Genomic DNA, 14,132 nt, shown 5'->3' with positions numbered 1-14,132 from the left:
GTTCCAAATTAATTTTTTGAAGCTAAGATTATTAATTTTTATAAAGTCCTATATATAAGTCGTCTTTATCATTCATGGTGGCTCTGTACATTCCATCGGTATTAAATTCCATGGCCAGGTTACCATTTTTGTCAATAGCAATGACACCCCCTGTTCCTCCAAGTTTGGTAAGTTTACTTTGAATGACTTCTTTTGTTGCTTCTTGTACTGTTAGTTCCTTATATTCCATCAGTGCAGAAATATCATAAGCCACTACACCGCGAATAAAGAACTCACCCCAGCCGGTGCAGGACACAGCACAGGTATTGTTATTGGCGTAAGTCCCTGCGCCTATTATGGGGGAATCACCAATACGCCCCCAACGTTTGTCAGTCATTCCCCCTGTGGATGTGCCGGCCGCTAGATTACCATGTTTGTCTAAGGCAACACAACCTACAGTGCCGAATTTCGAATCATTTATATCACGGTTATAAAATGAATCTTTAATGTTGAATTCTGATTTGCTTATGGCTTTATCCTTTAATTTCTGAAGGGCCTGATATCGTTTTTCAGTGTAAAAGTAATGGGGATCAACAATCGCCAAACCTTGTTCTTGGGCAAAGGATTCGGCACCGCTACCAGAGAGCATGACATGAGGCGAATCCTCCATAATCGCCCTGGCTAGGGTGATTGGATTTTTTACAATTGATGTCCCTGCCGAAGCACCTGCATTTAGTGTTTTGCCATCCATAATGGAAGCGTCGTGTTCGTTGGTACCTTCATGAGTAAAAACAGCGCCTTTTCCTGCATTGAAAAGAGGAGAATTTTCTAAGACATTGATTGTTTTTTCAACAGCATCTAAACTCGTTCCTCCATTTTTTAAAATAGCATGACCTATGCGAATGGCTTCTTCTAATTTTTGACGATACGCGGCTTCTTTTTCTGGAGTCATATACTTTTTCATTATGGTGCCGGCGCCACCATGAATGATAATTGAAAATTTCGATTGCCCACTATCGTTTGGAAGGCTTAAATTTGTTTGTACTTGTGCTTTAGGATTAATTAATTTTTCATTTTTTCGGCAAGAAAACACAAGGGATAAAATGAGAAATAAAAAACATGCCTTTTTCATAATTCATTTTGATTAAATTTTCATTTTAAAGGTAAGGTTTTTAAAAAGGAAATACCATTAAATAATATTATTTTATCATTATATTCGTGTAATATTTGATAATATGTAAAAGATTTACAATTTATGAAAGCAAATACTGTTGATTTCGGAATTAAAGATGCTTTAGCACAATTAGGGATTAGACCTGTTAATGAAGGATCCTCCACCGGGGCCATCAACTTTTCAAATGGGGAAATTATGGAAAGTTACTCCCCAGTTGATGGTCAAATTATTAGTAGTGTAAAATCGACAAGTAGAGCAGATTATGAAGAGGTAATTACGGTGGCCACCGAGGCCTTTAAGAGCTGGCGAACCATCCCGGCGCCACAACGGGGGGAAATTGTAAGGCAATTTGCTGAAAAGCTGCGCGAAAAAAAGGAAGCTTTGGGTAAATTGGTGTCTTATGAAATGGGGAAAAGTTATCAGGAAGGTTTAGGCGAGGTACAGGAAATGATTGATATTTGTGATTTTGCCGTAGGGCTATCACGTCAGCTTCACGGTCTAACCATGCATAGTGAACGCCCGGGGCATCGCATGTATGAACAATATCATCCGTTAGGTGTAGTTGGTATCATTTCGGCGTTTAATTTCCCTGTTGCTGTTTGGTCATGGAATGCGGCATTGGCTTGGGTATGTGGAGATGTATGCATTTGGAAACCCAGTGAAAAAACGCCGCTTTGTGGTGTGGCATGTCAAAATATTGCGGCTGAAGTATTTAAAGCAAATAATTTACCGGAAGGAATTTCCTGTTTGGTAAATGGCGATTATAAAGTCGGGGAGTTTATGTCCAAAGATACCCGAATTCCATTAATTTCGGCAACAGGCTCTACGAGAATGGGTAAAATTGTTGCACAGGAAGTTGCTGCACGATTGGGGAAAAGCCTATTGGAACTCGGAGGAAACAATGCCATTATAGTAACACCCGATGCAGATATAAAAATGACCGTTATTGGTGCAGTCTTTGGTGCTGTTGGTACCGCAGGTCAACGTTGTACGAGTACACGACGTTTAATCATTCATGAGTCCATTTACAACACAGTTAAGGAAGCATTGGTTGAAGCCTATAAACAATTACGAATAGGGAATCCTTTGGATGAAAAAAATCATGTCGGCCCCTTAATTGATATCGACGCCGTTGAAATGTATCGTAAAGCTTTGCACGAGGTTGTTGAAGAGGGCGGTACCATGCTGGTGGAAGGGGGAGTCCTGTCGGGAGAAGGTTTAGAAAGCGGTTGTTATGTAAAACCTGCCATAGCTGAAGCAAAACCGCATTATCGTATTGTACAACATGAAACTTTTGCTCCTATATTGTATGTGTTAAAATATTCCGGCGGCGTTGAAAATGCTATAGCCATTCAAAATAATGTGGTTCAGGGATTGTCGTCTGCAATTATGACCAATAATTTGCGTGAAGCTGAACTCTTCTTATCCGTTGCGGGATCAGATTGTGGTATTGCTAATGTAAACATAGGAACTTCTGGTGCAGAAATTGGTGGGGCTTTTGGCGGTGAGAAGGAAACAGGTGGAGGCCGTGAATCGGGTTCCGATGCCTGGAAAATTTATATGCGTCGCCAAACGAATACCATTAATTACACCACGGATTTACCCCTGGCACAAGGCATTAAATTTGATTTGTAAACTAATAAAAAACCTTGTCTCGAATCCAAAAATATGGTAGAAACAAGGTTCGTATCATAAAAGATTAATAGCATAACAAATGTAGGAAAAATAAATTAACAAAAGTTAATTTAATGAAAACATTTCGTTAAGTTAATTGTATTGTACTTTTCTTAAAACCCGCAAAGATTCTTTGTATAAATCATAAAGATCTGTACTGTAAGACCTTAAATAGGGTTTAGCTTCATTAAGCTTTGCTATGGCTTCAGGGAACATGTTAAAATGACAAATTAAATAGGTTATTGGCAAATTTTTTAAATCAATTTCTTCAAATTTAGTTAGGGTAAGCCCCTTTTTAAGTTTTTCTAAAATGCTGTTATTGTTATTATAAATATGGAAAAGCATTTTTCTGTTAAACTTAGGGGGTTCAAACAAAAGTTTGGTCTCTATATTGTAATTGGCATTTTCTTCAAAATTTATTATGGTTTCTTCCAATTTATAATACTTGTTCGTATTTTGAAGCCCCAAATTGACATATTCAATTATTTTGAAGCTGTTATCATCTAAGGTAATCGATACTTCATCTAATACAGAAAAGAATAGTTTCACCTGCTCATTTATCAACTCTATATCCACTCGCGAGTAAAATGTTTCGTCCTTAACCACTTTTTTTTGCCCGGCCCAGCATACGACAAAATATTCTTTAAAAACTTTATATTTTGGATTATAATCTTTGCGCTTAACCAAAAAATCAAAAACACCATCCAGGGTATGCTCAATGCTATTTTGGGCATTATTTTCTATGGCACTAACAATGGCGGAATTAATATCCTTCACTTCAATGTCAAAAACCTTAGGCATACTCATGCTTCCTTCCCTAAAAAAAACAGACCCACCATAATATTTCCATATGTTTTTTCTAAGTGAAGTAATCTTAGGGTTTGGCCTAATGGTAACCAATCCAACAACCCTGTTGTCTGATAAGTGGGGAAAAGGAATATTTTCATATTGAACGATTGGAGGATTGTTCAAATAAGCGTTTATGAGGTTTTGGATTTTACTGTCATCAAAAAAATCAACGCCTATAATCCGATTATCTTCATCTTCAACCCCGATAACAATATAAGAGTTGTTTTTAGGGTTACTGTTGGAGAGTGCGCAGATATGTTTTAAAAATTTAGCCTTCCCTTCTTTATAGCTTATATCTATTTTTCGTTTTTTATCATAAAAGCTGTTTTCATCATTGTGGGCCAAAAGGTGTTTTATAAGTAAGCGTTTGTTAATCATGAATCTAATCCAGTAAACATTTTTACCATAAAATTAAATGTTATGTTGGAACAGTGCTAATTTTTTAACGAAAATAGATTGAGTTTAGTCGATAAGGTGTACACGTTGCATACTTTTTTTTGTAGTTCACGTACTAAACTTTTAAAGTGGCAGTTATTATCATAATATTGCAATTATAACAGTAAACGAATAATCCAATACTGTTTTTTGTTCGTAAATACTCTTGTAACTAAAAAATTATTCAAACCTATGAAAAAGTTAAAAATTTTTAAATTCATTCTTCCATTATTAGTCTTAACATTTTTATTTTCCTGTAAGGATTCGAACTCTGACGGTGCTAATAGCCTGGCTCCGACAATTTCAGTGAGATTGGTGGATTCCCCGGGCGATTATGAAGCCGTGAACGTGGAAATAGTTGATGTGATGATTAAGATGGATGATGATACTGAAGATGAAGAGGGGTGGATGTCTCTTGAAGCTAATAATGAAATCGTTAATCTATTAGATTTTACCGGGGGAATAAGTAAAGTGCTTGTAGATCGATTTCCAATTCCGGCAGGAACATTGAGTCAAATGCGGTTGGTGCTTGGAGACGGGAATACCATAGTTATGAAAAACGAAAGTGATGAAGACGAAACCTTTGATTTAAAAACACCCAGTGCCCAACAATCAGGTTTAAAAGTTAAAATTGATGCGTTGATTGAAGAAGGGTTTACTTATGACTATGTTTTAGATTTTGATGTGGAAAAATCTATAGTTCATGCTGGAAATTCTGGTAATATTATTTTAAAACCAGTGCTATACGCCAGTGCTGAAGTAAGTTCTGGAATTATTGAAGGTACGGTCGAGCCTATGGAGGCCTTGCCGGCTTTGGTCTCCGTTTTAATTAATGAGGGGATGGAAGATGAGCTTCTTGTTACTGCTCACACCGATGATTCTGGTGCCTTTGCCTTGTGGGGTGTCCCTGCAGGAACCTATGAGGTTATGGCTGAACCAACCGATGAAAATTCCGATTATGCCGCGGGTAGTGCTACGGGAATAGTTGTTGTGAATGGTGAAATTACAACCATGGATCCTATTGTCTTGATGTTGAAACCCGGAACAATTAGCGGTACCATATCTGGAGTTGCCGAGGGTGTTACCATTACCGTTGCAATCAATGATGCAGATGGAACTAGTGTTGAAGCGGATGGTGATGGAAATTATCTCATTGAAGACGTTGCGCCAGGCGATTACACTGTGACCATTTCTGCAGAAGGATATGTGACCCAGGAGTTTGACATAACTATAGATCCTGATGAGGATGAGGTAGTTGATGCAACCTTGGTTGCCGAGGCCTAATACACCTTAAAAACACAATAAATGAAAAGAGCGAAACTTTTTTGTTTCGCTCTTTTTTTTGTATTTCATAAGCCCTAAAATTTGTAATTATATTTTAACCTATTGTTAACAGCGTTTAATGAAATATTTTAACAATTTGCAATGCTCAAATAAGCATGCTATATTCGGGCTTTTAAATATTAAAAAATGATGGAAGATACAAGTACAATTGATATTAAGACGATTAACGAGAAAATTGAAAAGGAAAGTGCTTTTGTTGATTTGCTTATGCTAGAAATGAACAAAGTTATTGTAGGACAAAAACACATGGTGGAGCGGTTGCTCATCGGGTTATTGGGACAAGGCCATATTTTGCTGGAGGGGGTACCCGGTTTGGCAAAGACTCTGGCTATAAATACCCTGGCACAAGCTGTTGACGGTAGTTTCAGTCGTATTCAGTTTACGCCGGATTTATTGCCTGCAGATGTTACGGGAACCCTAATCTATAACATTAAAGCCAATGATTTTTCAATAAAGAAAGGGCCTATTTTCGCAAATTTTGTTTTGGCCGATGAGATTAACAGAGCACCAGCCAAAGTACAATCCGCATTACTTGAGGCCATGCAGGAAAAACAGGTGACTATTGGTGACGAAACTTTTATTTTAGATAAACCATTTTTGGTTATGGCTACGCAAAACCCTGTAGAACAGGAAGGAACTTATCCATTGCCCGAGGCCCAGGTAGACCGTTTCATGCTAAAAACCGTTATTGATTATCCGAAATTGAATGAAGAGCAGTTAATTATTCGTGCCAATTTAAAAGGATCCTGGGACAAGGTGAACCCCGTAGTCTCCCTTAAGCAAATTTTAAATGCACAAAGCGCCGTTAGAGGGGTTTACATGGATGAAAAGATTGAAAAATATATTTTGGATATTATCTTCGCTACACGTTATCCTGAACAATATAAACTTGCCGATTTAAAACCATTAATATCTTTTGGAGCGTCACCTCGCGGAAGTATCAATTTGGCTAATGCCGCTAAATGTTATGCTTTTATTAAACGTCGTGGTTATGTTATCCCTGAGGATGTCCGTGCAGTTGTGCACGATGTATTAAGACACAGAATAGGTATTACGTACGAGGCCGAAGCCGAAAATGTAACTTCGGAAGACATCATTAATAAAATCGTGAATGAAATAGAAGTACCATAGACTTTCAGATTTTAGAATTTTGAAAGGCGATTTATAAATCGTAAATCATAAATCTACTATCGAAAATTAAGACATGGATACTAAAGAATTACTAAAGAAAGTACGAAAAATTGAGATTAAGACACGTCGGTTGTCCGATCATATCTTTGGAGGAGAGTACCACTCGACCTTTAAAGGACGTGGTATGACCTTTAGTGAAGTGAGACAGTATTATTATGGTGACGATGTACGGAATATAGATTGGAACGTCACTGCACGTTATAATGAACCCTTTGTTAAGGTTTTTGAAGAAGAACGGGAGCTGACCATGATGCTTATGGTAGATGTGTCTGGGTCTGAATTATTTGGTACTACAGAGCAGTTTAAGAATGAGGTGGTTACTGAAATAGCAGCAACTCTGGCCTTTTCAGCAACTCAGAACAATGATAAAATAGGGTTAATCCTCTTTTCAGATCAGGTGGAGCTGTATATCCCTCCTAAAAAGGGACGATCACACGTCTTGCGAATTATTCGTGAATTGATTGAGTTTGAACCTATAAGTAAAAAAACCAATTTGACCGAGGCACTTAAGTTCCTGTCTAATGTGATGAAAAAAAAGGCTATTGTTTTTGTATTGTCAGATTTTATGGTTGATGATTATGAGCATACCATGAAAATTGTTTCGGGTAAACATGATGTAACGGGAATACGTGTTTACGATCAACGCGAAGAGGCAATACCCAACCTAGGCATGGTACAAATGCAAGATGAGGAATCTGGAGAATTAATGTTGGTGAATACCGCTTCTAAAAGAGTACGCCTTAACTATGAAAAGTTTTATCGTAATAAAGTCAATTATTTTAAAGACTGTTTTTCGCGTTCTGGGGCAGGAACCATCGATTGTAGAGTAGATGAAAGCTATGTAAAAAAACTGTTGGGTTATTTTAAACAAAGAGGATAAAACGGTTATGAATTACGATTATCGAATTTTTAGAATAAGAACTTCCATCATCGGTCTTTCTCCAGCGGTTTTTTTTGCTAAGACTCTTTTTTTGTTTTCGTTTTTATCTTTTTCGCAAGTAACCTCCTCTATAGATTCCACTGTGGTCAAAATAGGGGAACAGATCACATATGAAATCCAGGTTGAGGTTGATACTTCAAGTTTAGTGGTGTTTTCAGAAGGACAAACGTTTTCACCTTTGGAAATGATCGAGTCTTATAACGCAGATACCATAAGAAGTAATAATAATTATAAGCTGATCAAAAAATATGGATTAACCCAGTTTGATTCGGGAGCTTATACTATTCCAAGACAGAAAATACGGATAGGTGATAAGACCTTTTTCACCGATTCCATAAAGGTTGTTGTGCATAATGTGGCAGTCGACACAACCAAGCAAGGGTTATACGATATTAAGCCCATTATTGATGTCAGGAAAACAGCAGGTGACTGGTGGAAATATGTATTATTAATTATTCTTTTAATTGGTGTAATTGCATTTTTACTGTATTGGTTTATTTGGCGGCAAAAGCCTTTAACCGAAGATGAAAAAATTGCTATGTTGCCACCTTATGACCGTGCAAAACTAGCTCTAAAAAAATTAGATGAAAGCCATTATTTGGAGCAATCTGAATTAAAGGCGTATTATTCCGAACTGACTCTTATCATCAGGAAATACTTGGATGAAAAAGTATATGACCATTCTCTGGAAAGTACAACAGATGAATTGATTGAGAGGTTACGGTTACTTAAGGAAGGCCATCAAATTGATTTGAGCCCGAACACCATAGAAAATATTGAGCGTATTTTAAAACGTGCTGATTTGGTAAAATTTGCCAAATCTGCACCAAATACAGCCTTAGCTGAGTTGGATCGTAATACCATTGATGCTGAGATTGACCATGTCAAGGAAGTGCTGCCTGAACCTACAGAAGAGGAGAAGCTTTTGGATGAAAAATATAGGGAAGCCCTGGAGAAAAGGAAAAAGCGTCGTAAAATTATTATTACTTCTGCAATAGGGATAGTTATTCTCATGCTGACTTTCACCGGATTTTCGCTTAAATATGGATTTACTTATGTTAAGGACACCATTATTGGACATGATAGCAAAGAACTATTGGAAGGGGACTGGGTTACCAGTCAGTATGGATTTCCACCAGTGACCCTATCAACGCCCAAAGTGTTGAGACGTTTTGAATTGCCAATTCCTGAGGATTATAAAGGTTCAGTGAATACAACATCGTTCATATACGGTACATTGATGGATGAGTTTAGTGTAGCAGTGAATACCACATTATATGGCCAGGCACCTGAAGGGGGAATTGATATTGAAAAATCGATTGAAGGCAGCTTAAAGGGGTTAGAGGCGCAAGGCGCAAAAGATATTGTAACATTGAGCGATAAGTTTGTTACCCCCAATGGAGCTGAGGGGATTAAAACCTATGGAACTTTCAGATTTGATGGTCTTAAAACTGGAAATCATGTTGAAGCCAATTATATATTTTTACATTTCACATCAGAAAATGTATTGCAACAAATCATGTTAACCTACCCCGTTAACGATGTTTATGCCGATGCTATAATAGATCGTATTTTAAATTCAGTTGAACTTAAACCGATAACAGAATAATGTTAGAAAACATTGAGTTTGTAAATAAGGAGTTTTTTTGGGTTATGTTAATATTACCATTGGTGATTTTATGGTATATATTAAATCGGAAAAAACAAACTTCTGAACTTAAGATTTCGAGCTTAAAAGGATTTAAAGTTACAAACTCATGGCTTCCAAAATTAAAACATGGTTTGTTCATCCTTAGGCTTTTAGTGTTGATCCTTTTAATCACGGCCTTGGCAAGACCACAAACGGTGGATGTGTCAACAAAAACAAAAACAACCCGTGGAATAGACATTGTTATGGCTATTGATGTATCGGGAAGTATGTTGGCTAAAGACTTATCACCAAATAGATTGGAGGCCTTAAAAAAAGTGGCGGCCAGTTTTATAAAAAACAGGCCAAACGATAGAATTGGGTTAGTAGAATATGCCGGTGAAAGTTATACAAAAACACCAATTACCAGTGATAAAGCCATAGTCCTCCGTTCCTTAAACAGTATAAAATATAACAATGTCATAGAGGATGGAACGGCTATAGGGATGGGATTAGCCACTGCAGTGAACAGATTAAAGGATAGCAAGGCGAAGAGTAAGGTTATCATTTTGCTTACAGATGGCGTGAATAATTCGGGCTTTATAGATCCAAGAATAGCCAGTGAATTGGCGGTAGAATACGGTATTAAAACTTATACTATTGGATTGGGGACCAATGGCATGGCACTCTCACCGGTAGCAAGACTTCCAAATGGGGACTTTCAATACAGTAGGATTCAAGTGGAAATAGATGAGGATCTTTTAAAAGAAATAGCCGATGTTACCGGAGGTAAATATTTTAGGGCAACCAATAACAAGAAATTGGAAGAGATTTATAATGAAATCAATAAACTTGAGAAGACAGAAATTGAAGAATTCAAGTTTTATAATTACGAAGAGAAGTATAGGCCTTTGGTTTTATTGGCCGGACTCATATTATTTATGGAATTATTATTGCGATTTACCATTTTTAGAAGTTTTGTGTAAAAACGGATAAAATAGATTGATTTAAGCGTTTTAAAATTGGAATTTTTATAGGATGCAATTAGAAGAGAAAATATGGTTTTGGATTTTAGGGGTCATTCCTATTATGGTGTTGTGCTTTTTAATTCTACAGATCTGGAAACATAGAGTTCAAAAGAAGTTTGCCGACAGAGCCTTATTAAAAAGGTTAAGCCCCAATAAATCCGTTTTTAAATCGGTATTGAAATTGGTGGTGATTTGCTTTGTCTTTGCCTGTATAGCTATTGCCATGGTAAATCCTAAAGTCGGAACAAAACTGGAGACCGTAAAGCGAGAAGGTGTAGATATTGTTTTTGCTGTAGATGTTTCAAAAAGTATGCTGGCCGAAGATATAGCTCCCAATCGGTTAGAAAAGGCAAAGCAACTGGTAATTCAAATCATTAATAATTTGGCTAGTGACCGCATTGGAATTATTGCTTATGCCGGAAGGGCTTTTCCACAATTACCTATTACCACAGATTATGCTGCAGCAAAAATGTTTTTGCAGAATATGAATACGGATATGCTTTCTTCTCAAGGGACCGCTATTAATGAGGCTATTAAATTGGCTAAGACCTATTATGATGATGAAGAGCAGACCAATCGTGTTTTAATTATTATATCAGATGGAGAGGATCACAGTGAAGAAGCTGCAGCAGTGGCTAGGGAAGCTCATGATGAAGGGATTCGTATTTTTACAATAGGGGTTGGAGATGCAAAAGGCAGTCCTATCCCTGAGAAAAAAAATGGTATTGTGGTGAGTTATAAAAAAAATATTGAAGGAGAAACCGTCATCACAAAATTAAATGAAGAAACCCTCCAAAATATAGCCAGGGAAGCTAATGGGGCTTATATCAATGGCAAAAGCACTAATGATGTTGTTGAAGCTATAAGGGAGATATTAAGCAATATGGATAAAACTGAATTTGAGGCGAAACAGTTTTCAGATTTTAAAGACCAATTTCAGTGGTTTTTAGGGTTTGCTATTTTCTTTTTAGTGTTGGATATTTTTCTTTTGGAGCGAAAAACAGCCTGGTTAAAAAAATTGAATTTATTTAATGAAAACCTTTAGTTTCCTCTAAAATGGAAATCTCAATATATAGATTTAAGAGAATAATTTATAAATATTTTAACTAACAAAGAACAGCGGTTTTATATATTGGTTAAGACGATTTTTAAAAATGAAAAGCGCATTGATAAACTTTAGACCTGTGAAATGCACCATTATGGTGGCTTTTCTGTTTGTTACGGGCATTTTTATTGCTCAAGAAAAAGGAGACCAAGTTGAAAAATTAGCCATGAAAAAGGCTAATAACTATGTTTATGAGGGCAATAAGTTGTATGACGAAGACTTTATTAAGGCCGAGATGGCGTACAGAAAAGCGATTTCAGAACAACCATCAACGGTTATTGGCAATTACAATTTAGGCAATTCATATTATGAAAAGGGGAATTATGAAGAAGCATTATTTCGGCAGCAGCTTGCCATTAAGCATGCTACGTCGAAATTAGAAAAACACCGGGCTTATCATAACATTGGTAACATTTTGATGCAAAATAAAAAATGTCAAGAAGCAGTTGAAGCCTATAAAAATGCTTTGAGAAATGACCCTTCAGACGATGAGACGCGCTACAACCTGGGACTGGCGAAAATTTGTGCCGAGCAACAAAAAGATCAGCAGGACCAAAACGAAGACGATAAAAAGGATCAAGATCAAAACGAAGAAAATAAGGATCAGCAGCAGGATCAACAAGATAAGAAAGATCAAGAGGGAGATAATAAAGACGATAAAAAAGATCAAAACGAAGAAGAAAAGAAAGAGGGTGAAGATCAAAAGGATGAAAGTGGTGAGCCTAAGGATGAAAAACAGGACAAGGGTAAGGAAGGAGACCAAGAACCGCAGGAACAACAGCAGCCAAAACCCCAGCCGGGTCAGTTATCTCCTCAGCAAGTAAAAAGTTTGTTGGAAGCCATGAACAATCAGGAACAAAAAGTTCAGGAAAAAATTAATGAGGAAAAGCAAAAAGGCATAAAGGTTAAAAGTGAAAAAGACTGGTAAATAATGAAAGAGCAATGAAAAGTCCAAAAATATTACGTGATTTTGTCATTGTTTCATTTACCTGAGATCTATTTTGAATAGTGAAATGAAATTTAAAAAGCACATATCCATTTTATTACTACTGTTAGTGGTGTCCTTTGGCTTTTCTCAAGTAAAATTTGAAGCTAAGGTGAGCAAAAAAACACTTGGGGTAAATGAACGTTTACGTGTGGATTTTGAGATGAACCAAGATGGCGATAATTTTAATCCACCCAGTTTTTCTGGATTTGTTGTAGTTGGAGGACCCAATCAATCGGTTAGTAATTCCTGGATTAACGGGAAAAGAACCTATAAAAAAACATATAGCTATTTTTTAGCTCCTAAAAAGCGTGGTGATTTTCTCATAGAACAGGCTTCAATTAATATTGAAGGAGAAACCTATAAAACCATTCCAATAAAAATTACCGTTACTGCTGCAGTCGATAAACCGAGAGATCCAAACGATCCGGATTACCTCGTATCGGAAAATATCCATTTGGTTACGGAGGTATCCAAAACCAGTCCTTATTTAAATGAGGCTATAACGGTTGTTTATAAATTATACGTGTCTCCCAGCATCAATCTCTACGATATTGACGTATTGGATATTCCTAAATTCAATGATTTTTGGAATCAAGAAATTAAAATGAAGGAACTAAAGCTTGAAAATGGGTCTTATCAAGGAGAAGATTATAACTATGTAGTCTATAAAAAGGTGGTACTATATCCCCAAAAAATCGGGAAACTTGATATTGAGCCCTTAAGTTTAAATGTTGTGGCCGCCGTACCGACCAATAGACGGGATATATTTGGAAGCCGCATCATGACACGTGTTAACAGAACAGTTTCAAGTATTAATAGAACCATAAGTGTAAAGGCCTTGCCAGAATCCGGAAAACCTGTAGATTTTACTGGTGCTGTGGGTAGCTTTTCGTTTAAAGTAACCACATCGAAGACGCAATTGGATGCGACCGAATCCTTGCAGGCAAAGATTGAGGTGAGTGGAAAAGGCAATTTAAAATTGTTTAATCTTCCAAAAATTTCCTTACCAAGTTCTTTAGAAGTTTATGAACCGGAGCATACAGAAAATGTAAGAACCAATTTAGATGGAATGCAAGGTAGTATCGCTGATAATTATACCATAGTTCCACAGTACAAAGGTAAATATCCAATACCCAGTATTTCCTTTTCGTATTTCGATTTGGAGACCAATAGTTATAAACGGTTGTCGTCTAGCGAGATTGTTATCGATGTTCAGGAAGGACCTGTAAACTCATCCGAATCCAGTAATAGTGTTGTTTCAAGTGGTGTTAAACAGCGCATTGTTTTAAATAACGATCAGTTTAAATTCATAAAAACAAAGACCGATTTTGTAGCGATTAATGCGGCACATTTCTTTAAGACAAACTTGTTTTGGTCGTTGATCTTGTTTCCTTTTTTAGCCATTCCATTGGCTATGGTCATTAGAAAAAGGAAAGCTAGTAGAGCTGCTGATATTTATGGAAATAGAATTCGGAAAGCCGATAGATTGGCAAGAAAATATTTAAGTAAGGCTAAGAAGGAATTGGGAACCAAGGAAGCCTTTTATATTGCATTGGAGAAAGCCCTGCACAATTATCTAAAAGCCAAGTTACATATAGAAACCAGTGAGTTTAGCAAAGAAAGAATTATGACCTTGTTACACGACAAGGGGGTTGAAGCAGAGGCGATAACCAGTTTTAATTCAATTTTGGAAAGCTGCGAATTGGCACGATATACCCCCATAACGCATGTCACCATGCAAGAGGATTACAATAAGGCAGCAAAAACAATAGCATTAATTGATAAACAAGCACGTTAA

Annotated in this window: 11 protein-coding genes; 9 read left to right on the top strand and 2 right to left on the bottom strand. The window is 36.8% G+C overall.

Annotated features, from left to right (window positions below; all coding sequences use genetic code 11):
- Positions 1-31: 31 nt before the first annotated feature.
- Entirely contained in the window at positions 32-1,111 is a 1,080-nt protein-coding gene (locus MR054_RS06995; protein WP_242157142.1) for an isoaspartyl peptidase/L-asparaginase family protein, read from the bottom strand.
- A 123-nt stretch (positions 1,112-1,234) separates the two neighbouring features.
- On the opposite strand from MR054_RS06995, the gene amaB reads away from it, so the two are divergent.
- On the top strand, positions 1,235-2,788 hold the full coding sequence (amaB, locus tag MR054_RS06990) for an L-piperidine-6-carboxylate dehydrogenase (RefSeq protein WP_242157140.1): 1,554 nt from the start codon (positions 1,235-1,237) through the stop codon (positions 2,786-2,788).
- 132 nt (positions 2,789-2,920) lie between these two features.
- Here the strand turns inward: amaB and MR054_RS06985 are convergent, their stop codons facing one another.
- Positions 2,921-4,054 carry an ATP-binding protein gene (locus MR054_RS06985; protein WP_242157139.1) on the bottom strand — a complete coding sequence of 378 codons (1,134 nt, stop codon included), beginning with the start codon at positions 4,052-4,054 and terminating at the stop codon, positions 2,921-2,923.
- A gap of 249 nt (positions 4,055-4,303) precedes the next feature.
- On the opposite strand from MR054_RS06985, the gene MR054_RS06980 reads away from it, so the two are divergent.
- From MR054_RS06980 to MR054_RS06945, 8 genes are all read left to right on the top strand, one after another.
- Entirely contained in the window at positions 4,304-5,395 is a 1,092-nt protein-coding gene (locus MR054_RS06980) for a DUF4382 domain-containing protein (protein ID WP_242157138.1), read from the top strand.
- Between the two features lie 189 nt (positions 5,396-5,584).
- The gene (locus MR054_RS06975) at positions 5,585-6,586 is read left to right on the top strand and encodes an AAA family ATPase (RefSeq protein WP_242084465.1); all 1,002 of its coding nucleotides are present in this window, start codon (positions 5,585-5,587) and stop codon (positions 6,584-6,586) included.
- A 73-nt stretch (positions 6,587-6,659) separates the two neighbouring features.
- Positions 6,660-7,526, top strand: a complete 867-nt coding sequence (locus MR054_RS06970; RefSeq protein ID WP_242157136.1) for a DUF58 domain-containing protein — start codon at positions 6,660-6,662, stop codon at positions 7,524-7,526.
- A 7-nt stretch (positions 7,527-7,533) separates the two neighbouring features.
- Positions 7,534-9,195, top strand: coding sequence for a BatD family protein (locus MR054_RS06965; protein WP_242157134.1), 1,662 nt, complete (start codon positions 7,534-7,536; stop codon positions 9,193-9,195).
- Entirely contained in the window at positions 9,195-10,199 is a 1,005-nt protein-coding gene (locus MR054_RS06960) for a vWA domain-containing protein (protein ID WP_242083305.1), read from the top strand. Before MR054_RS06965 ends, MR054_RS06960 begins: the two co-directional genes overlap by 1 nt.
- 52 nt (positions 10,200-10,251) lie before the next feature.
- Positions 10,252-11,286 (top strand): VWA domain-containing protein, encoded by a 1,035-nt coding sequence (locus MR054_RS06955; protein ID WP_242083303.1) that lies wholly within the window; start codon positions 10,252-10,254, stop codon positions 11,284-11,286.
- Between the two features lie 109 nt (positions 11,287-11,395).
- On the top strand, positions 11,396-12,274 hold the full coding sequence (locus MR054_RS06950) for a tetratricopeptide repeat protein (RefSeq protein WP_242157132.1): 879 nt from the start codon (positions 11,396-11,398) through the stop codon (positions 12,272-12,274).
- An 85-nt stretch (positions 12,275-12,359) separates the two neighbouring features.
- Positions 12,360-14,132 (top strand): BatD family protein, encoded by a 1,773-nt coding sequence (locus tag MR054_RS06945; protein ID WP_242083299.1) that lies wholly within the window; start codon positions 12,360-12,362, stop codon positions 14,130-14,132.

Source organism: Aestuariivivens sediminis (genome assembly GCF_022662105.1).
Lineage (GTDB): Bacteria > Bacteroidota > Bacteroidia > Flavobacteriales > Flavobacteriaceae > Aestuariivivens > Aestuariivivens sediminis.
The sequence above is the reverse complement of the archived record's forward strand: the minus strand, read 5'-3'. Positions and strand labels throughout refer to the sequence as shown.

What these genes read in the sequence shown, in the direction of transcription:
- MR054_RS06960 (WP_242083305.1), top strand. Translation starts at nt 9,195, where the DNA reads ATGTTAGAAAACATTGAGTTTGTAAATAAGGAGTTTTTTTGGGTTATG.
- MR054_RS06950 (WP_242157132.1), top strand. Translation starts at nt 11,396, where the DNA reads ATGAAAAGCGCATTGATAAACTTTAGACCTGTGAAATGCACCATTATG.
- MR054_RS06975 (WP_242084465.1), top strand. Translation starts at nt 5,585, where the DNA reads ATGGAAGATACAAGTACAATTGATATTAAGACGATTAACGAGAAAATT.
- amaB (WP_242157140.1), top strand. Translation starts at nt 1,235, where the DNA reads ATGAAAGCAAATACTGTTGATTTCGGAATTAAAGATGCTTTAGCACAA.
- MR054_RS06970 (WP_242157136.1), top strand. Translation starts at nt 6,660, where the DNA reads ATGGATACTAAAGAATTACTAAAGAAAGTACGAAAAATTGAGATTAAG.
- MR054_RS06965 (WP_242157134.1), top strand. Translation starts at nt 7,534, where the DNA reads ATGAATTACGATTATCGAATTTTTAGAATAAGAACTTCCATCATCGGT.
- MR054_RS06955 (WP_242083303.1), top strand. Translation starts at nt 10,252, where the DNA reads ATGCAATTAGAAGAGAAAATATGGTTTTGGATTTTAGGGGTCATTCCT.
- MR054_RS06995 (WP_242157142.1), bottom strand. Translation starts at nt 1,111, where the DNA reads ATGAAAAAGGCATGTTTTTTATTTCTCATTTTATCCCTTGTGTTTTCT.
- MR054_RS06980 (WP_242157138.1), top strand. Translation starts at nt 4,304, where the DNA reads ATGAAAAAGTTAAAAATTTTTAAATTCATTCTTCCATTATTAGTCTTA.
- MR054_RS06985 (WP_242157139.1), bottom strand. Translation starts at nt 4,054, where the DNA reads ATGATTAACAAACGCTTACTTATAAAACACCTTTTGGCCCACAATGAT.
- MR054_RS06945 (WP_242083299.1), top strand. Translation starts at nt 12,360, where the DNA reads ATGAAATTTAAAAAGCACATATCCATTTTATTACTACTGTTAGTGGTG.